This window comes from Streptosporangium sp. DT93 (genome assembly GCF_049844535.1).
GTDB lineage: Bacteria > Actinomycetota > Actinomycetes > Streptosporangiales > Streptosporangiaceae > Streptosporangium.
On record NZ_JBNCLF010000004.1, the window covers coordinates 90,473 to 108,423 of the forward strand.

Annotated in this window: 13 protein-coding genes and 1 pseudogene; 5 read left to right on the forward strand and 9 right to left on the reverse strand. The window is 73.4% G+C overall.

Annotated elements, in window-relative coordinates:
* The first annotated feature begins 214 nt into the window (after window positions 1-214).
* Complete coding sequence (locus tag ACLQ2R_RS10825; protein ID WP_425959259.1) at window positions 215-1,678, forward strand: RNA polymerase subunit sigma-70; 1,464 nt, start codon at window positions 215-217, stop codon at window positions 1,676-1,678.
* Here the strand turns inward: ACLQ2R_RS10825 and ACLQ2R_RS10830 are convergent.
* Complete coding sequence (locus ACLQ2R_RS10830; RefSeq protein ID WP_425959260.1) at window positions 1,668-2,996, reverse strand: MFS transporter; 1,329 nt, start codon at window positions 2,994-2,996, stop codon at window positions 1,668-1,670. The genes ACLQ2R_RS10825 and ACLQ2R_RS10830 overlap by 11 nt on opposite strands.
* A gap of 90 nt (window positions 2,997-3,086) precedes the next feature.
* Here ACLQ2R_RS10830 and ACLQ2R_RS10835 point away from each other — a divergent pair, with 90 nt between their 5' ends.
* The gene (locus ACLQ2R_RS10835) at window positions 3,087-4,082 is read left to right on the forward strand and encodes a phosphotransferase family protein (RefSeq protein ID WP_425959261.1); all 996 of its coding nucleotides are present in this window, start codon (window positions 3,087-3,089) and stop codon (window positions 4,080-4,082) included.
* A gap of 223 nt (window positions 4,083-4,305) precedes the next feature.
* On the opposite strand, the gene gdhA is transcribed toward ACLQ2R_RS10835, so the two are convergent.
* Window positions 4,306-5,649 (reverse strand): NADP-specific glutamate dehydrogenase, encoded by a 1,344-nt coding sequence (gdhA, locus tag ACLQ2R_RS10840; protein WP_425959262.1) that lies wholly within the window; start codon window positions 5,647-5,649, stop codon window positions 4,306-4,308.
* Between the two features lie 208 nt (window positions 5,650-5,857).
* Between gdhA and ACLQ2R_RS10845 the strand changes: the two genes are divergently transcribed.
* Entirely contained in the window at window positions 5,858-6,043 is a 186-nt protein-coding gene (locus ACLQ2R_RS10845) for a hypothetical protein (RefSeq protein ID WP_425959263.1), read from the forward strand.
* On the opposite strand, the gene ACLQ2R_RS10850 is transcribed toward ACLQ2R_RS10845, so the two are convergent.
* The 3 genes from ACLQ2R_RS10850 to ACLQ2R_RS10860 form a co-directional block, all read right to left on the reverse strand.
* On the reverse strand, window positions 5,983-6,645 hold the full coding sequence (locus tag ACLQ2R_RS10850; RefSeq protein ID WP_425959264.1) for a response regulator: 663 nt from the start codon (window positions 6,643-6,645) through the stop codon (window positions 5,983-5,985). The genes ACLQ2R_RS10845 and ACLQ2R_RS10850 overlap by 61 nt on opposite strands.
* A 288-nt stretch (window positions 6,646-6,933) precedes the next feature.
* The gene (locus ACLQ2R_RS10855) at window positions 6,934-8,457 is read right to left on the reverse strand and encodes a serine/threonine-protein kinase (protein ID WP_425959265.1); all 1,524 of its coding nucleotides are present in this window, start codon (window positions 8,455-8,457) and stop codon (window positions 6,934-6,936) included.
* A 5-nt stretch (window positions 8,458-8,462) separates the two neighbouring features.
* The gene (locus tag ACLQ2R_RS10860) at window positions 8,463-10,049 is read right to left on the reverse strand and encodes a tetratricopeptide repeat protein (RefSeq protein WP_425959266.1); all 1,587 of its coding nucleotides are present in this window, start codon (window positions 10,047-10,049) and stop codon (window positions 8,463-8,465) included.
* 588 nt (window positions 10,050-10,637) lie between these two features.
* On the opposite strand from ACLQ2R_RS10860, the gene ACLQ2R_RS10865 reads away from it, so the two are divergent.
* Both ACLQ2R_RS10865 and ACLQ2R_RS10870 read left to right on the forward strand, forming a co-directional pair.
* The gene (locus ACLQ2R_RS10865) at window positions 10,638-12,818 is read left to right on the forward strand and encodes a hydantoinase/oxoprolinase family protein (protein ID WP_425959267.1); all 2,181 of its coding nucleotides are present in this window, start codon (window positions 10,638-10,640) and stop codon (window positions 12,816-12,818) included.
* Window positions 12,815-14,662 (forward strand): hydantoinase B/oxoprolinase family protein, encoded by a 1,848-nt coding sequence (locus tag ACLQ2R_RS10870; protein ID WP_425959268.1) that lies wholly within the window; start codon window positions 12,815-12,817, stop codon window positions 14,660-14,662. Before ACLQ2R_RS10865 ends, ACLQ2R_RS10870 begins: the two co-directional genes overlap by 4 nt.
* On the opposite strand, the pseudogene ACLQ2R_RS10875 reads toward ACLQ2R_RS10870, so the two are convergent.
* From ACLQ2R_RS10875 to ACLQ2R_RS10890, 4 genes and pseudogenes are all read right to left on the reverse strand, one after another.
* Window positions 14,593-15,081: pseudogene (locus tag ACLQ2R_RS10875) on the reverse strand (Uma2 family endonuclease); the annotation flags it as partial. The gene ACLQ2R_RS10870 and the pseudogene ACLQ2R_RS10875 overlap by 70 nt on opposite strands.
* A gap of 62 nt (window positions 15,082-15,143) precedes the next feature.
* The gene (locus ACLQ2R_RS10880) at window positions 15,144-15,881 is read right to left on the reverse strand and encodes an adenosylcobinamide amidohydrolase (protein ID WP_425959270.1); all 738 of its coding nucleotides are present in this window, start codon (window positions 15,879-15,881) and stop codon (window positions 15,144-15,146) included.
* Between the two features lie 112 nt (window positions 15,882-15,993).
* Window positions 15,994-16,794 (reverse strand): ABC transporter ATP-binding protein, encoded by an 801-nt coding sequence (locus tag ACLQ2R_RS10885; protein WP_425959272.1) that lies wholly within the window; start codon window positions 16,792-16,794, stop codon window positions 15,994-15,996.
* An 81-nt stretch (window positions 16,795-16,875) separates the two neighbouring features.
* Window positions 16,876-17,889 (reverse strand): FecCD family ABC transporter permease, encoded by a 1,014-nt coding sequence (locus ACLQ2R_RS10890; protein WP_425959670.1) that lies wholly within the window; start codon window positions 17,887-17,889, stop codon window positions 16,876-16,878.
* Window positions 17,890-17,951 lie beyond the last annotated feature (62 nt).

A 17,951-nucleotide genomic window follows, 5' to 3' on the forward strand; every position in this document is an offset into this window, starting at 1 on the left:
CGGGGTTCCGGGTGCCGTGGTGCGCGTGGCCGTTGCCCGCGCGGTTCGGTCATTGAGACGCGCGCGGTCCACGGAACTGACCGGACGGCCCGGGCGAGAGGGCCGGCCCCGTCGGAGGCGGGGAAGAGCCCCTGCTCACCGCCGGCCGGGGATCGGCGGCTGGCGGCCGGCGGCGAAGGGTGGGTTAATGCGTAACGCCAAATGATGTGACGTTATGTCTGGGGGCACGATGACGCGCTGCCACAACTGTGGCGAGGCTTTGCCGGCGCGCACGGGCCGGCGAGGCCGGGCCTCGGTGTACTGCTCGGCGGCCTGCAGGCAGCGGGCCTACCGGTTCCGGCGGGAACCGGCGGCGGGCGACACGGTGCGGGAGCTGATCTCCGACATCGAGCGGCGGGCACGGGAGCTGGCCCCGGGGCTTCCCGAGGCGTTCTACGCGGATGTGAACGCGCTGTCGTCCTCGGTCGGCAGGCTGCGGCGCATCGCCCGTACCGCGTGGGACGCGGCGCGGGCCGACGCGACCTCACCGGCGCCGGAACGGATCGGCCGGATCGTCACACCGGCACCGGTGACGGGAGAACGCCCCCTGCCCGAGCCCGAGGACGAGCCCGGCACCGGCACCGGCACCGGCACCGGCACCGGCACCGGCACCGGCACCGGGGAGGACGACGCGGTGGTGGCGGCGGTGACCTCCGGGGACGAGTGGGCGTTCGCGGGGGCGGCGGAGCCGTACCGGCGGGAACTCCAGGTGCACTGCTACCGGATGGTCGGCTCCTACGACGACGCGGCGGACCTGGCGCAGGAGGTGTTCCTGCGTGCCTGGCGCAGCCGCGACGGCTTTCAGGGGCGTTCCTCGCTCCGTGCCTGGCTGTACCGGATCGCCACCAACATCTGCCTGGACTTCCTTCGCCGCCACACCCGCCGGCCGCAGCGCTACGAGGGAGCCGCGGACGGGGTGGAGGCGCCGACGCGGATCACCTGGCTGCAGCCCTACCCCGACCACCTGCTGCGGGACGCCGCCGGGAGCGGGGCGGAACCCGCCGCGGGACCGGAGGACGCGGCGGTGTCGCGCGAGACGGTGGAGCTGGTGTTCCTGACCGCGATCCAGCACCTGCCACCCCGGCAGCGGGCGGTGCTGGTGGTGCGGGACGTGCTCGGCTGGCCGGCCGGTGAGACGGCCGCGCTGCTGGAGATGAGCGTGGCCTCGGCCAACAGCGCGCTCACCCGGGCCCGGTCGACCCTTCGCGAGCACCTGCCCCGGCAACGGGCGCGGTGGACCGCCCCGGTGGCCCCGGACCCGTCCGAGCGCGTGATCCTGCAGCGGTACATGGACGCGGCCGACCGGGCCGACGCCGCCGCGGTGGCCGAGCTGCTGCGGCAGGACGCGCTGGTGACGATGCCTCCGGGCCCGCTGTGGCTGGTCGGCCGGGACGCGATCGGGGCCGCGCTGGCACGGACCTACGATCCCGCCTCACCGGCCTACTTCGGACGCTGGCGGCACCTGCCCACCCGGGCGAACGGGCAACCGGCCGCGGCCGGGTACGTGCAGCGGCCGGGCACCACGGTCTACCGCGCGCAGGTCCTGGACGTGCTGCGGATCGAGGACGGCGCGATCGCCGAGATCACCGCCTTCGAGCCCCACCTGTTCCCCGCGTTCGGCCTGCCGCTCACCCTGTGAGGGTGTCCGGCCCCGGGTCGCGGGGCGGCGCGGGAAGCTCGCGCAGCGAGCGCAGGGGGGAGGCGCAGGCGATCGCGGCACCGGCGAGCATCACGCCGCCGCCGACGACGAGGGCGGCCCGCAGGCCGAACACCGATCCGAGCAGCCCGCCGAGGAGCGCGCCGAGGGGTTGCGTCCCGTACACGAGGAACCTCCAGGTGGCGTTGACCCGGGAGAGCAGGGCGGGGGCGATCAGCACCTGCCGGAGGGTCTGCTGGTTGACGCCGTAGAGCGCCGGCCCCGTCCCCCGCAGCACCTGCGCCACGGCCAGGACCGCGAGCGTGAGCATCGGGGGACCGCCCGCGACCGCCAGGACCGGGCCGGCGACGGCCGCGAGGAACATCCCCGCGATGAAAGATGGGCCCGGGCCGATGCGCCGGGTGATCCTGGTCACGACCAGGGCGCCGAGGACGCCCGCCACACCGCCGGTCGCGACGACCGCGCCGATCAGCGCCGGGGAGAGCGTGAGGTCCTCGACCAGATAGAGCATCAGGACGACGTTCTGGATCTGGCCGCCGAGCGCGCCGAGGGTGGCGGCCAGCGTCGTGGCGCGGACGATCCGGTGGGCGAGGACCGCGCGCACTCCTTCGAGGATGTCGGCCCGCAGGTGACGCCGGTGCCGTGCGGCGGGGGCGGCGGCCGGTCCCCCGGTGCGGATGCGCGCCTTGCACAGGGCGGCGAGCAGGAACGAGACGGCGTCGACGGCGACGGCGATCGGCGCGGTGAGCAGCGAGACCAGCAGTCCGCCCGCGGCCGAGCCGGTCACGGCGACGGTCGCGTTGCTCAGCACGAGCGCGCCGTTGGCCGGCAGCAACCGCTCCCGCGGCACCAGCAGGGGGGTGAACGACTGTGCGGCCACCGACTCGAAGAGGCCGCAGACGCCGGCGAGGACCACCACGGCGTACAGGTGCCAGATCCGCAGCGACCCGAGCACGGCCAGGACCGGGACCGAGACCAGGAGCGCCGCCTGCGCCAGGTCGGCCAGGACGAGCGTCCGCCGGTAGGGCACGCGGTCCACCCACACCCCCGCGGGCAGTCCCAGGACGAGGTGCGGGAGCAGCCCCGCCGCACCGAGCAGACCCATCTGGGCGGGTGAGGCGTCCAGGTGGACGACCGCCGTCAGCGGCAGCGCCACCGTGGTGACGCTCGATCCGAGCAGCGACGTGGCGTTTCCGGCGAAGAGCCTGCGGAAGTCGGGATACCGCCGCAGCACCGGCCAGACCCGGTGGTCGTCGGCCTTCTCCGGCGGCGCCGGGGTCTTCCCCTCATCGGTGGCCATGCCCGGACGCTACCGAGCTTTCCGGGCAGACAGGACGGGGATGACGCGGGGCGGGGACCCGGCCGGAGGTGTGGTCGGTAGGGTCACGGCATGGAGAACAGGATCGGGGACGAGGACCACGACCGTTCCGCGCGGGCCCGCGAGACCGGGGCTCGCCCGCCGCAGACCTCCGGGGCACGCGTCCCAGGGGCCGAAGGGACACCCGTCCCCGAGGCCGGCGAGGCGCGGGTCCGCGAGGCCGTGGCCGCCCGGCTGCCCGGTTACCGGGCCGGCACCGTCACGCCCCTCGGCGAGGGCGAGGACAACACCGCGTACGAGGTCGACGGGGAGCTGATCGTGCGCTTCGCCAAGGAGCCCGATCCGACGCGCCGGGCCGCGCTGGTGGAGCGCGAGGCCCGGCTCCTGGGTGTGGTCGCGGCCGTCTCCCCGCTGCCCGTTCCCGAGCCGAGGTTCACCGACCCGGAACGGGGGTGCCTGGCCTACCCGACGCTCGCGGGCGTGCCGCTGCTCGCCCTGCCGGGACCGCAACGGGCGGTGTACGCCCGGTCGGTGGGCACCGTGCTCGGCGGGCTGCTCCGTGCCCTGCACGCCGTCCCGGCCGCGCGGGTGGACGGACTGGTGGAGGCGGACGGCACGGCACCGGCGGAGTGGCTGGACGAGGCGGCGGAGATTTACCCGGCGATCGCCGGGGAGCTTCCGGCGTCCTGCCACGAGGCCGTACGGGCGTTCCTGGACGCCCCGCCCCCGGAGGGCGGGGACCGGCCGGTCCTCTCCCACAACGACCTGGGCATCGAGCACGTTCTCGTCGACCCCGGCACCGGGGCGGTGACCGGGATCATCGACTGGAGCGACGCCGCGCTCGTCGATCCGGCCCACGATTTCGGCCTGCTGTACCGGGACCTCGGCCCCGACGCGCTGGAGGCCGCCCTGCTCGCCTACGGGCCCTCCGGCGTCTCCCTGCACGAGCGTGCCGTCTTCCACGGCAGGTGCCGCGTGTTCGAGGACCTGGCGTACGGGATCGAGACGGGCCGGGAGGTCTACGTCGGCAAGTGCCTGGTCGCGATGGAGTGGCTCTTCCCGGGGTAGACGGCGTGCTCCGGGAGCGGGACCCCGTGCCGCGCTGGGGCAGCTCCGGGAACGGCACCTCTCGCCCGGCTTCGGCGTCCGACGACCGGCCGTGACGCGCCGGCGACCGGCTTCGGCGACCGGCTTCGGCGACCGGCTTCGGCGACCGGCTTCGGCGACCGGCTTCGGCGACCGGCTTCGGCGTGCCGATGACCGGCGCCTTCGGCGGTCATCGGCGGACGCCTCAGATCAGGCCGAGGGAGAGCATCGCGTCGGCGACGCCCTTGAAGCCGGCGATGTTGGCACCGGCCACGTAGTTGCCCGGCATGCCGTACTCGTCGGCGGTGCGCAGGCAGCGGCCGTGGATGTCCTTCATGATCTCGTGGAGGCGGCCCTCGGAGAACTCGAAGGTCCACGAGTCGCGGCTGGCGTTCTGCTGCATCTCCAGCGCGCTGGTGGCCACGCCGCCCGCGTTGGCGGCCTTGCCCGGGCCGAAGGCGACGCCCGCCTCCTGGAAGATCCGGACGCCCTCCGGCGTGGTGGGCATGTTGGCGCCCTCACCGACCGCGACGCACCCGCCGCGCACCAGGGACTCGGCGTCCCTGGCGGTGATCTCGTTCTGGGTGGCCGACGGCAGCGCCACCTCGCACGGCACCTCCCAGATGCTCCGCCCCTCCGCGAAGGACACGCTGCCGCCGCGCCGCGTGGCGTAGGCGTCCATCCGCAGGCGCTCGACCTGCTTGACCTGCTTGAGCAGATCGAGGTCGATGCCCTTGTCGTCGACGACGTACCCCGAGGAGTCGGAGCAGGCGACCACGGTGCCGCCGAGCTGCTGCACCTTCTCGACGGCGTAGACGGCGACGTTGCCCGAGCCGGAGACGACGACGCGCTTGCCGTCGAAGGAGGTGCCGCGCGCCTTCAGCATCTCGTCGACGAAGAACACGCAGCCGTACCCGGTCGCCTCGGTGCGGACCTGGGCGCCGCCGTAGCCGATCCCCTTGCCGGTGATCACGCCGGACTCGTACCGGTTGGTGATGCGCTTGTACTGGCCGAACAGGTAGCCGACCTCGCGCCCGCCGACGCCGATGTCACCGGCGGGGACGTCGGTGTACTCACCGATGTGCCGGTAGAGCTCGGTCATGAAGCTCTGACAGAAACGCATGACCTCGCGCTGGGAGCGGCCCTTGGGGTCGAAGTCCGAGCCGCCCTTGCCGCCGCCGATCGGCAGGCCGGTCAGACTGTTCTTGAAGATCTGCTCGAAGCCGAGGAACTTGACGATGCCCAGGTAGACCGAGGGGTGGAAGCGCAGGCCGCCCTTGTAGGGGCCGAGCGCGCTGTTGAACTCGACCCGGAAGCCGCGGTTGATGTGCACCTCGCCCCGGTCGTCCTCCCAGGGCACCCGGAAGATGATCTGCCGTTCCGGCTCGCAGATGCGCTCGATGATCTTCGATTCGGCGTACTCGGGGTGTTTGCCCAGGACCGGCCCGATGCTCTCCAGCACCTCGCGGACGGCTTGGTGGAACTCGATCTCTCCCGGGTTGCGGCGCAGGACGCTGTCATAGATCGAGTCCAGTTTCTCGTGCAACATCACTCGTCTTTCCGGTCGTCGGATCACGCGGTGTGCTCCAGACCCTATGAGGCGTTTTTCTCACACCTTCAACCGGTCCGCAGTGAGATCTCCTTACCCCGCCAGAGGGACCCCGCATCAGTCCCGCGACGGACGACCCGGCGGGGTGCCCGCGCCTACCTTCCTGAACGGCAGGCCGTCACGGTCCCGCACAGACAAGGAAGACGCCATGTTCACCGACTCCGCCCGGTTCCGGCGCGTCGCCTCCGGAACGCCGCTGATCGTCGCCCCGCCGCCCTCCTTCCTCACCGCCCCGGGGACGTGGGGTGACGACCGGGAGGAGTGGGTCTCCTCCTACCCGATCAACCGGCCAGGACGGACCACGCCCGACTCGTACGCGAACACCACCGCCTGAGCCCGGTCACGCAGGTGGAGCTTCATCAGCACCCGCGCCACATGGGTCTTGACCGTGGCCTCGCCGACGAAGAGCTCGGTGGCGATCTCGGCGTTGGTCAGGCCGCGGGCCAGCGAGCGCAGCACCTCCAGCTCGCGCGGGGTGAGCTCGGCGAGCCTCGGCGGGGGCGCGGGGTCGTGACGTCCGGCGAAGGAGGCGATGACGCGGGTGGTGACGGCCGGGTCCAGCAGGGCGTCGCCCGCGACGACCACGCGGATCGCCTCCACCAGCTGCTCGGGCGGCGACACCTTGAGCAGGAACCCGCTGGTCCCGGCGCGCAGGGCGGCGTAGAGGTTCTCGTCGGTGTCGAAGGTGGTCAGCATGACCACCTTGGGCGGGTCGGGCCGGCCCAGGAGTTCCCTGGCCGCGGTGAGGCCGTCCATGCGGGGCATCGAGATGTCCATCAGCACGATGTCCGGCCTGGTCCGGCGGGTCACGGCGACCGCCTCGACCCCGTCGGCGGCCTCGCCGACCACCTCCAGGCCGGTCTCGCTCTCCACGACGAGCTTCAGCCCGGCGCGGACCATGGCCTGGTCGTCGGCGATAACGACGCGGATGTTCACTTCTTCTCCTTGGCCGGTGACGGGACGCCTCGTTTCCGGGACGCGCGGTCAACGACCCGTACGGCCGCGCACGGATGCCGAACGGGAGAGGAGAACCGCCATTCGGGGAGACTAAAGGCTGGTGGCCGTCTTGCCCATAGGACAAAACGCCCGGACAAGCCGGTCACAAGTGGGACGCAAGTCGCTTTCTCAAAAGACGGGAAGGCGACACTTCACATGAACCCGGAAGACGGGAAAGGAGCGCCCCGTACGGACCCGGTTCGTCCGGAGGAAGCGCTCCGCGCGACCTCAGAGGACCGGGAAGGAGACGCTCTGCACGAACCGGAGGGCGGTCGCGGTGTCACAGGTGCCCGGCGCGCAGAAGTAGATCAGCAGTGCCGCCTCGTCCGGACGGTCGACCACCCAGCCGGTGAAGTCGAGTTGGCCGCCGCGCTGCGGGTCGGCGATCGTCCCCTGGAGCCGGGATGCCGTCCTGCCGCCCACGTTCGTCTGGACGACCTGGGAGAAGACGCTGACGGTGCCGGGGAGGGAGGACTGCAGGGCCTCCTGCAGCCGCTCGGCGCCGCTGCGCGGATCGAGGGTGTCGAGCGTCTGCGCGTACAGGCCGGTGGCGTCCTTGGGGGCGTCCTTGATGATCTCGTTCGCGCCGGCCCAGTCCGCGGTGACGGGCGTGGCGAACAGCGCCCGGAACCGGTCGACCCGGGGCGAGGCCATCACGAACACGTCCGCGTGCGGCTCCAGGGTCCAGCCGCCGGGGTGCTGGAACGCGATCGGGACCGCGGCCGAGCCGTCGTACGCGGCCCAGGCGTCACCGCCGCGCAGGAACGTGGCGAGCAGCGCCACCAGCACGACGATCGCCGTGATCGCCACGCCCGCGCCGATCAGGATGCCCTTGCGGCCGCCGGTCCTGCGCCCCGGAACGGTCGGCGCCGCGGGGGGCGCCTGGGTGAGCTGGTACGGGTGGCCGGTGCCGCTGATCGCGTCGCGCAGTTCCGCGACGAACCGGCCGCAGGTCTCGAAGCGCTGCTCGGGAGACTTGGCCAGGGCCCGCCCCATGACCGCGTCCACCTGGGGCGGCAGCTCGGGGCGGAGCGTGGTGAGCGGGGTGGGGGTCTCGGCGAGGTGCGCCCACAGCAGCGCGATCTCGTTGTCGCGCTGGAAGGGCAGCCGCCCGGACAGGGCCTCGTAGACCACGCAGGCCAGGCCGTACTGGTCGCAGCGGCCGTCGATGTGCTCCTTGTTGATCTGCTCGGGCGACATGTAGCGGGGGGTGCCGATGAACTGGTTGGTCTGGGTCAGCCCGGAGATCGAGGTGCGGTGCTTGGTGATGCCGAAGTCGGTGAGGTAGGCGTGGTCGCCCTCGGTGTGCGCGGCGATCAGGACGTTGGCGGGCTTGACGTCGCGGTGCACCAGGTCGTGGGCGTGGGCGGTGTCGAGCGCGGCGGCCACCTGGGCGAAGATCCGGTTGACCTGGCCGACCGGCAGCGGGCCCCGGTCGTAGAAGAGCTTGCGCAGGTCGGGTCCGTCGACGTAGCGCATCGCGATGTAGAGGGTGCCGTCGTCGGCGCTGTCGGCCTCGTAGATCGGGATGATGTTGGGGTGGTCGATGCTGGCGACGGTGCGCGACTCCAGCACGAAGCGCTGGCGGAACCTCTCGTCCTCGCCCAGCAGCGGGTTGAGGATCTTCAGTGCCACCCGGCGGTTGAGCCTGGGGTCGACGGCGAGGTAGACCACGGCCATGCCGCCCTTGCCGATGATGTCCTCGATCTGGTAGCCGGCCATCTCCCGGCCGATCAGTGCCCTGTCGTTCACCGGCGTCACGTCTTGGTCGGCTGGCCGCAGTAGCCGCAGAAGCTGTGGGCGTGGCCCAGTCGCATTCCGCAGCCGGTGCAGTACTTCTGCACCGCGTCGGCCGGTCTGCCGTCGGGGACGGCGCCGGCACCCGTGGCGCCGGCGCCGGTGGCGCCGGGATCGCGTGCCACCAGCACCGGTCCCGGCACGGTCGAGGAGAGCTTGGGCAGCGCCGGGAAGGAGCGGCTGACCACCCTGGTGGAGTCGGCGTGCTCGTCGAGGACCGGCCGGGGCGGGATGGACGGCGGGTCCGGCATGGGGGGACGGGTGTCGGCGGCCGTGGTGGGCCCGGTCCCGGGCCCGGGGTCGGCGGGTCTGCGCCGCCAGAGCAGGAAGGCGGTGGTCAGCACGGCGAGCACCAGCAGGCCGCCGCCGGCGACGAACGGCCACAGGGGCGCGCCCCGGGGGGCGTCGCCGGAGGCGGCCACCGTCTTGGTCGCCTCGTCCTCGGCGGTGCCGCGCTTGGCCTGGGCGGTCTTGAGGTGCGCGGCGGCCACGGTGTGGCCGGGGTAGAGCTCCAGCACGCGCTGGAAGGCCGGGACGGCGTCGCCGTAGTAGTGGGTGTGGAAGCGGGTCAGCGCCTGCTCGAAGGCGGCGTCGATCGGCCCGCGCCCGGGGGCGACGTTCGCCTCGGCCAGGGCCTTGGTGACCTCACGGATACCGATCATGCGGGCGTCGGCGCCGCCGCCGACGAGCAGGCCGACGACCTCGCCCTTCTTGTCCTCGATGACCGGGCCGCCGAGCAGCCCCTTGTCGATGAGGGCGCCCAGCTTCTTCGGCTCGTCGGCCTTGTTCTCCGGGTCCTTGAACTGGCGCCCGCCCTCGCCCGCGCCGCCCGCCCGCAGGTGGGCGATGTCGACGGTCTCCGGCAGGTTCGCGGCGGGCTTGCCGGTGAACCCGGCGACCGCCACGGGCGATCCCTCCTTGGAGGGCACCGCGGCGGCGAGCGGGGCGGTGGGCAGGCCCGCGCCGCCGTCGGCGCGCCCGATCGGCGCCAGCACCGCGGGGCTGTCGGGCCTGTCGCCGACGCGCACGATCTCGGCCTTGAACCCCTCCTTGTCGGCGGGGGCGATGTTGGGGAAGACCGTGATCTCGGTGGTGACGTCGATGATGCAGGTGGCGGTGGGCTTCTTGGGCGGGTAGCAGTCCTGCAGGTGGTGGTTGAGCCTGTCGTCCTTGACCTTGTGCCGCTCGAAGTCCGCGGGGATCTTGACCTTGTGGTGCTCGGAGAAGATCCTGTTGGCGGCGAGGATCCGCACGTCACGGTCGGTCGTGACCACCCGGGTGAGGGTGACCATGCCGCCCTCGGGGTTGATCACGGTGCCGGTGCCGCTGCCGATGGGCACCCGGTAGGAACGCTCCACGTGCACCAGGTCGCCGATGTGGTCGAGCAGCGTTATGTCGACGTGCGCGGTGGCCTCGATCCTGACCACCGCGGGGGTCACCAGGTCGGTGATCCCGCTGGGATGCTCGTGGGCCAGCGCGGGGACCGTCCCGGCGATCGCCAGGCACAGCCCTCCGATCATCGCCAGCACCGAACCTGACCGCCGCATCGCCACTCCCAACCGGGCATGAAACAAGGGTCGTACAACGGAGTGAACACGTGAACCGTCCGGAGACGGAAGACCTGCCGCCGCTCCCCCTCCGGTCCGCCGGACGTCACGGGCCGGGCATCCCTCCCCGGCCTTCACCAATCCGTTCACGGCCTTTCCCCATGCCCACACCCCGTCGCGGGCAGTTACGCAAAGTCTAATCCTCGTCGGCCCTCCGGGAGACAACGGTCGGATACCGGAATCGGCCCGCGGACCCCCGCACGCCCGTTTCCAGAAGCCCATCCAAGGATGGTTCTGCACATTTCCCCAATAAGGGATGAAACAGAAAGTAAGGCACATATAACTCTCCAAGGGAGAAAGGGGGAAACGGGAAGGGGCGGCCGCCGGGCACCGGGCAAGGGGAGGCGAGACCAGGTGAGACCAGGTGAGAGGCGGGGCAGGGGCCGGATTCGGAGAGCGGGCCCGGAGGGCGAGGTCCGAGAGACGGGGTTCGGGAGACCGGGTTCGGACGGGGGCCGAACGGGGGCCGGTGCCGGATCCGGCCTCATTGCATAGACAAGCGCTTGCTAGGGAAATAGCCTGCCCTTCGTGAGCCACTCGATCGGGATCGACGTCGGAGGCACGTTCACGGACGTGGTGCTGCGGGGGCCGACCGGCGAGATCACCGTCGCCAAGTGCCTGAGCACCCACGACGACCCGGCCGAGGGCATCGTCGTCGGCGTCGCCGCCGTGCTGGGCCGCACCGATCCCTCCCGGGTGACCCGGGTGGTGCACGCGACCACGCTGGCCACCAACGCGGTGCTGGAACGGCGGGGCGCCCGGGTCGCCTTCGTCACCACGCGCGGGTTCCGCTCGATGATCCCCCTGGGCCGCTACGCCAGGGTCGAGGAGGACCGCTACGACCTGCGCTTCGACCCGCCCGCGCCACCGGTCGCCGCCGGCGACTGCTTCGAGGTGCCCGAGCGGGTGAACGGCCACGGCGAGGTGCTCGAACCGCTCGACGAGGCGGCCGTGGCCGAGGTCGGTGAGGAGATCGCGCGGCGGGGCGTCACGTCCGTCGCCGTCTGCCTGCTGCACGCGTACGCCAACCCCTCCCACGAGAGGCGGGTCGCCGAGATCCTGCGCCGCTCCGTCCCGGCCGTGGTGATCTCCTCCGACGTCTGGCCCGAGCTGCGCGAGTACGAGCGGGCGACGACCACGATCATGTCCGCGTACGTCGGCCCGGTCATGGCGGGGTACCTGCGGCGGCTGGCCGCGCGGCTGGCGGACCTCGGGATCACCGCGCCGGTGCACGTGATGGATTCGAGCGGGGGCGTGATGCCCGCCGAGCTGGCCGCCCGCCGGGCCGTGGCGACCATCGAGTCCGGGCCCGCCGCCGGCGTGCTGGCGGCGGCCGCGTCCGGACATCCGGACGTGGTCTCCTTCGACATGGGCGGCACCACCGCCAAGACCTGCGTGATCAGGAACGGCGAGCCGGAGATCACCCACGAGTTCCACGTGGGCGGCAGGGGCAGCTTCGGCGGGCGCAGGGCCGGGACCGGGGTGCCGATCAAGACCCCGGCGATCGACCTGGCCGAGGTCGGGGCCGGTGGGGGCAGCGTCGCCTGGGTGGACGCGGCGGGCACCCTGCGGGCCGGGCCGCGCTCGGCGGGCTCGTCACCGGGGCCGGCCTGCTACGGCCTGGGGGGCGACGAGCCGACGGTGACCGACGCCGACCTGGTGCTCGGCTACCTGGACGCCGCCTCGTTCGCCGGTGGGACCGTGCCGCTCCTTCCCGACCTCGCGGCCAAGGCCGTGGACCGTCACCTGGCCGGGCCGCTCGGGGTCTCCCGGGCCGAGGCCGCGCACGCCGTCCACGAGATCGCCAACGCCTCGATGGGGTCGGCCGTCCACGTGGTGACCGTGCAGCGCGGCATCGACCCCCGGGGGTTCGTCATGGTCGCCTTCGGCGGCGCGGGCCCGATGCACGCGGCCCGGGTCGCCTCCCGCTTCGGCATCTCCACCGTGGTCGTCCCGGCGTACTGCGGGGTCGCCTCGGCGGCCGGGCTGCTGGCCGGCGACCTGTCCGCCGAGCGCGTCCTGTCCGCCCTGGACGCCGACCCGGTGCGGGTCCTCACCACGCTGGCCGAGGCCGCGGCCGCCGACCTGAACGTGACCCTCGGCTCCCCCGGCGTGTCGGCCGCCCGTTCGGCCGACGTCCGCCTCACCGGCCAGGCCCACGACCTGACCGTCCCGTGGAGCGACTCCCCCGGGGAACTGGCCGGCCGGTTCCACGCGCGGTACCGGCAGGTGTACGGCATCGAGCAGCGGGGACCCGTCGAGGTCCTGGGCTACCGCGTCCGCGTCACCCTGAGCCCCGCCCCCGCCGCCCCCGCCACCCCCGCCGGCCCCGCCACCACCGCCGGCCCGGCCCGTACGGGCTCCGGTGCCCCGGCGGGTCCCCGGACGGAGCGGGAGGCGTACTTCCCCGAGACCGGCGGGTACACGCCGACGCCGGTGTACGACAGGGCGGACCTGCGCGAGACGGCGGGACCGGCGATCGTCGAGGACGCCGAGGCGACGATCGTGGTGCCGCCGGGGTGGACGGCCAGGCTCACCGGCGACATGTCCGTGGTCCTCACCGCCGACGGACCCGCCCCGCGACGGGAGCGGGCCGCACCGGGGAACGGGGCGGCCCGGGAGGGAGAGGCCACGCGGGAGGGGAAAACCACGCGGGAGGAAGAAACCACGCGGGGGGAAGAGGCCGCGGGGGAAGGGCGGGCCGGATGAGCGCGGAGACGCTGACCGCGGAGGTGCTGCGGAACGCGCTGGTGGTGGCGGCCGAGGAGGCCGGCATCGTGGTGGTGCGCTCGGCGTACTCGACGTTCATCGTCGAGGGGTCGGACGCCTCGGCGGCGATCCTCGACGCGGGCGGGCGCCTGATCGCCCAGTCGACGGCGACCACGCTGATGAACAGCATGGCGCTGAAGGTCGCCCTGCCCGAGCTGCTGAAGGACGTCCCCGCCCCCACCATGCGGCCCGGCGACGTGTTCGTGCTGAACGACGCCTACCGGGGCGGCGTGCACACCAACGACCTGCTCGTCTACCGGCCGGTCTTCGTCTCCGGCGAGCCCGCGTACTTCACCGCGACGATGATCCACGTCTCCGACCTGGGCGGCCTGTCGGCGGGCGGCATGGCGCCGCTGGCCACCGACGTCTTCCTCGAGGGGCTCCAGCTCCCGCCGGTCCTGCTGGCTACCGCGCGGGGCGTGGAACCGGCGATCGAGGCGATCCTGCGGGCCAACAGCCGTACTCCCGACAAGGTCATGGGCGACGTGCGCGCGCTCGTCGCGGGCACCGCGGTCGCCGCCGCCAGGATGGAGGCGCTGGTCGCCGAGTACGGCCCCGCCGGGCTCGCCCGGGGCGTCGACGACTACCTCGACCACACCGAGGCGATGACCCGCGCGGCCCTGGACACCCTGCCCGCCGGACGCCACGAGGCGTCGTACCCGATCGACGACGACGGCATCGACGTCACCGTCCCGCACACCGTCAAGGTCGCGATCACCCTGACGCCGGGTGAGGCGGTCGTGCTGGACTTCGCGGGCACCGGTCCCCAGGTCCCCGCGGCGATCAACGCCTCCCTGTCGCAGTCACTGGCCGCGGCGGTGTTCGCCACCCGCTGCTTCCTGGACCCGTCCATCGCGATGAACGACGGCTGCCTGCGGGCGATCGAGGTGCGGCTGCCGCCCGGCTCGCTGCTGAACGCCCGCTCCCCCCACCCGTGCGGCGGCCGGTTCGTCCCGATCTACGCGGCGATGGAGGCGATCTTCCAGGCGCTCTCGGACGCGATGCCCGAGCGCGCCATCGCCGCCAGCGGCATCCTCCAGCCGTTCTCCATCGCGGCCGTCGAGGCGCCGTACTGGATCCACCTCTCGTACGACTTCGGCGGGGTCGGCGCGCGGCAGGGCAAGGACGGGCCGGACGCGACGGGCGTGCACTTCGGCATCGGCCGCAACTCGGTCCCCCAGGCCGAACCGGTGGAGACGCGCTGCCCGCTGCTGGTGGAGTCGGTGGAGACGATCCCCGACTCCGGCGGCCCCGGCCGCCACCGGGGCGGGCTGGGCTCCCGGACGGTGATCCGCTTCCTGGCCGACGCCCACGTCACCACCCGGGGCGACCGGCTGCGCAACGCCCCGCCCGGCCGCTCGGGCGGCCTGCCGGGACGGCTGGGCGGCTTCTTCCTGCGGCGCGCGGACGGGACGCTGGAACGCCTTCCCTCCAAGTCCAACAACGTCCGCTTCGCGGCGGGCGAGGCGTTCGTGGTCGAGACGACCGGGGGCGGGGGCATCGGCTCACCGTACGAGCGTCCCGTCGAGGAGGTCCTGGCCGACCTCGACGCGGGCCGCGTCACCCGCCACGGCGCCCGCGCCGACTACGGCGTCGCCGTCACCGGCGACGACACGGCTCAGGCCCGGCGTCGGACCAGCACGGCCGGGTCGAAGGACACCTCGAACGGGGCGGACAGGCTCGCGACCTCTCCCGCGTCGTACTTCTCGGCGGGCTTGTACTCGTCACCGGCGAGCTCGTGGACGTGGACGGACGGCCCGTCGGAGAGCTCGATCCGCCAGTAGAGGGGGATGCCCGCCGCGGCGTAGGCGGCCCTCTTGAGGTGGCGGTCCCGCGCCCGGGTGCTCGGGCTGACGATCTCGACGGCCAGCAGGAGGTCGCGCGGCGCGAACATCAGCTCCGTCTCCTCGACGGTCTCCGTCGGGACCACGACGAGGTCGGGGATGAAGAAGTCGCGGTCGCTCACCCGGAGGTTGACCTCCTGCATCGGCTCGTACTCCGGCGGCGCGGCGTCTTCGAGGATGCGCGCGAGGCGCAAGATCGCACGTTGATGCAAGGGGACAGGGGAAGGACTCACCAGCAGGCTCCCGTTGAAGAGCTCGTAACGGTTCCCGTCATCGGGGAACCTGAGCAGGTCATCGACAGTGAACGGCGGCTCTCCGTGAAGAACCGTCCGCCTGGTCGTCGGCTCCGTCGTCGCCATCGTCGTCACCCGCCCAGTATCGGGAGTCTCACCTTCGTCCACATGCTACTTCCCGCATTTCTTTAACGTTGCGTAGTTGGCGCGTCACGATTCGACCAAAGATGGGCGCCTTCACGAACCGCGGCGTGGACGGCGCGGGCGATGCGGGCACCCCAGGTGGAGCGGGGCCCGCCGAACGGCTCCTGGGGACCGTGCCCGGGACGGCGCTCGGGGGCGGCCACGCAGACCGCGTCGGAGGCGGTGCCGGTGCCGGAGAAACCCGCCTCCAGCAGCGCCTGGGTCTTGGCCTCGGTCACCGTCATGACCGCGTTGACCAGGGCCGCGTCGCTCATCGCGACCGGCACGGCCACGATGATGTTGACCGTTCCCGGCAGGCGCGCCGGGGCCGGTCCGGAGTCGTGCGGGCGCGCCGGGGCAGGCCCGGTGCCGGGCAGGCGTATCGGGGCCAGCTCGGGGTCGGGCACGCCCTCGGGGGCGGCGGCCCAGGTGGGGACGCGCAGGCCGACGGTCGCCACGACCTCCACTCCCCCGTCGGCGGCCCGGGTGAAGCGGTCGACCGACGCGGCGGTGAGCATGCCCACCCCCGGCCCCGGCGGGGCCAGCTCCAGCAGGTGCTCCACCGGGTCCATGCGCGCGTACCCGGCGACGACCTGCGCGTTGAGCGCCCAGGCGGCCGGGCCGATGCCGCCGCCGAGCACCGCCGAGGAGATCGCCCGCCACCCGGGGCCGAACTCCCACAGCAGGCACGCCAGCAGGGCGCCGTCCTCGTCGCGGTGGCCCAGGACGGGCGCCGCCTTCACGACCGCTCCAAGCGGCCCGGGATCGGCACCGCCGCCACGAGCGCTCCACGACGGCCAGGGACCGGCGCCGCCGTCACGAGCGCTCCCCGGTGGCCTGGGACCGGCGCCGCCGTCACGGCCGCTCCGGGTGGTCCAGGACCGGTGACCGCTCCAGGTGGACCTCGGGCCTGCCCGCGGATCCGGTCCCGACGCGGACACGGGCCTCGAAGTGCTCGGCGATCAGCTCCTCGGTGAGGACCTCGTCCGGGGCGCCGGAGGCGGCCACCCGGCCGGCCGAGAGCAGCATCATCGCGTCAGCGTACTGGCCGGCGAGGCTCAGGTCGTGCAGGGTCGTGACGACGGTCAGCCCGTCGGCCAGCCGGAGGCGGTCCACCAGCTCCAGCACCTGCTGCTGGTGTCCCAGGTCCAGGGCCGTGGTCGGCTCGTCGAGCAACAGCACCGGGGCCTGCTGGGCCAGCGCCCTGGCGAGCACGACGCGCTGGCGCTCGCCGCCGGACAGCCTGCCGAGCGTGCGGGCCGCCAGCCGCGACAGGTCCAGCCGCTCCAGCACCGACGCGGTCACCTCCCGGTCGCGCCGCCCCTCGCGCCCCAGGTAGGGGATGTACGGGGTCCGGCCGAGCAGGGCGTAGTCGAACACGGTCATGTCGACCGGCAGCGCCGGGGCCTGCGGGGCGTAGGCCAGCAGCCGGGCGCGGTCCCTGTGCCGCAGCCGCCGGACGGGGTCGCCGTCGACCAGCACGTCGCCGTCGTACGGCAGCACCCCGGCCAGGGCGCGCAGCAGCGTGGACTTGCCCGCGCCGTTGGCGCCGATCACGGCCAGCCAGCCGCCGTCGCGGACGTCGAGCCCGACCTCGCGGAGCACGGGCCGCCGGTCCAGTACGACCGACAGGTCCCGCACCGTCAGGCGGGTCACGGGGTCCCCTCCCGGCGGGGCGCGAGAGGTTTCACGTCTCCACCCTCCGGGTCGGCGGCGTCCGGTAGGGCGCGGGAGGTGTCACGTCTCCATCCTCCGGGTCATCCGCAGCACGAGCACGAAGAACGGGGCCCCGACGAAGGCCGTCACCACCCCGATGGGCAGTTCGGCCGGGGCGAGCACGGTCCGGGCGAGCAGGTCGGCCAGGACCAGGAAAGCGGCCCCGCCGATCAGCGAGACCGGCAGCACGATCCGGTACGACGTGCCCGTCAGGCGGCGGACCGCGTGCGGCACCACGATGCCGACGAAGCCGATCAGCCCGCTGACCGCGACGGCGGCGGCGGTGGCCAGGGAGGCCGCCAGCAGCACGACGAGCCGGACGCGGGTGGCGTTCAGGCCGAGGGTGACGGCCTCGTCGTCGCCGACCGAGAGCACGTCGAGCAGCCTGCCGTGCAGCAGCATGATCGCCACCGAGACCGCGGCGTACGGGGCGACGAGCGTGATCTGTTCCCAGCCGCCGCCGAGGTCGCCGAGGATCCAGGCGTAGATGCGCTGGAGCTCCTCGACCCGGAGCTGCTGCAGGAACGTCTGGACGGCGGTGAGGAAGGAGGTGACCGCCACCCCGGCGAGGACCAGGGTGGCGGTGCCGCCTCCCCGGCCCGCCACGCTGCCCAGCCCGTAGGCGAGGAGCACGCCGCCGACGGCCCCGGCGAAGGCGGCGACGGGGATGCCGACGGCCAGGTCGTCGCCCCGGCTGAAGACGATCGCCGCGGTGGTCGTCAGCCCGGCGCCCGCGGCGGCCCCGAGCAGGTAGGGGTCGGCCAGCGGGTTGCGGAAGACGCCCTGGTACCCGGCTCCGGCGATGGCCAGCAGGCCGCCGACGAGCGCGGCGAGCACGACGCGGGGCAGCCGGATCTCCGACAGCAGGCCCAGCTCGACCGGGGCGAGGCCGGAGTCGGCCGTGACCAGCGGGAGCCAGTCGAGAAGCTGGAGCATCACGCTGCGCGGCGCGATGTCCGCCGCGCCGGCCAGCAGCCCGGCGAGCATGCTCGCCAGGAGCAGGCAGACGGCGGCGGACGCGACCACCGGGCTCAGCCGGGTCGCCCGCCATGACCGCGCCCCGGCCCACCGCTCCGCACCGGCACCGTTGCCGGCGT

What these genes read in the sequence shown, in the direction of transcription:
- ACLQ2R_RS10830 (WP_425959260.1), bottom strand. Translation starts at nt 2,996, where the DNA reads ATGGCCACCGATGAGGGGAAGACCCCGGCGCCGCCGGAGAAGGCCGAC.
- ACLQ2R_RS10835 (WP_425959261.1), top strand. Translation starts at nt 3,087, where the DNA reads ATGGAGAACAGGATCGGGGACGAGGACCACGACCGTTCCGCGCGGGCC.
- ACLQ2R_RS10870 (WP_425959268.1), top strand. Translation starts at nt 12,815, where the DNA reads ATGAGCGCGGAGACGCTGACCGCGGAGGTGCTGCGGAACGCGCTGGTG.
- ACLQ2R_RS10860 (WP_425959266.1), bottom strand. Translation starts at nt 10,049, where the DNA reads ATGCGGCGGTCAGGTTCGGTGCTGGCGATGATCGGAGGGCTGTGCCTG.
- ACLQ2R_RS10845 (WP_425959263.1), top strand. Translation starts at nt 5,858, where the DNA reads ATGTTCACCGACTCCGCCCGGTTCCGGCGCGTCGCCTCCGGAACGCCG.
- gdhA (WP_425959262.1), bottom strand. Translation starts at nt 5,649, where the DNA reads ATGTTGCACGAGAAACTGGACTCGATCTATGACAGCGTCCTGCGCCGC.
- ACLQ2R_RS10825 (WP_425959259.1), top strand. Translation starts at nt 215, where the DNA reads ATGTCTGGGGGCACGATGACGCGCTGCCACAACTGTGGCGAGGCTTTG.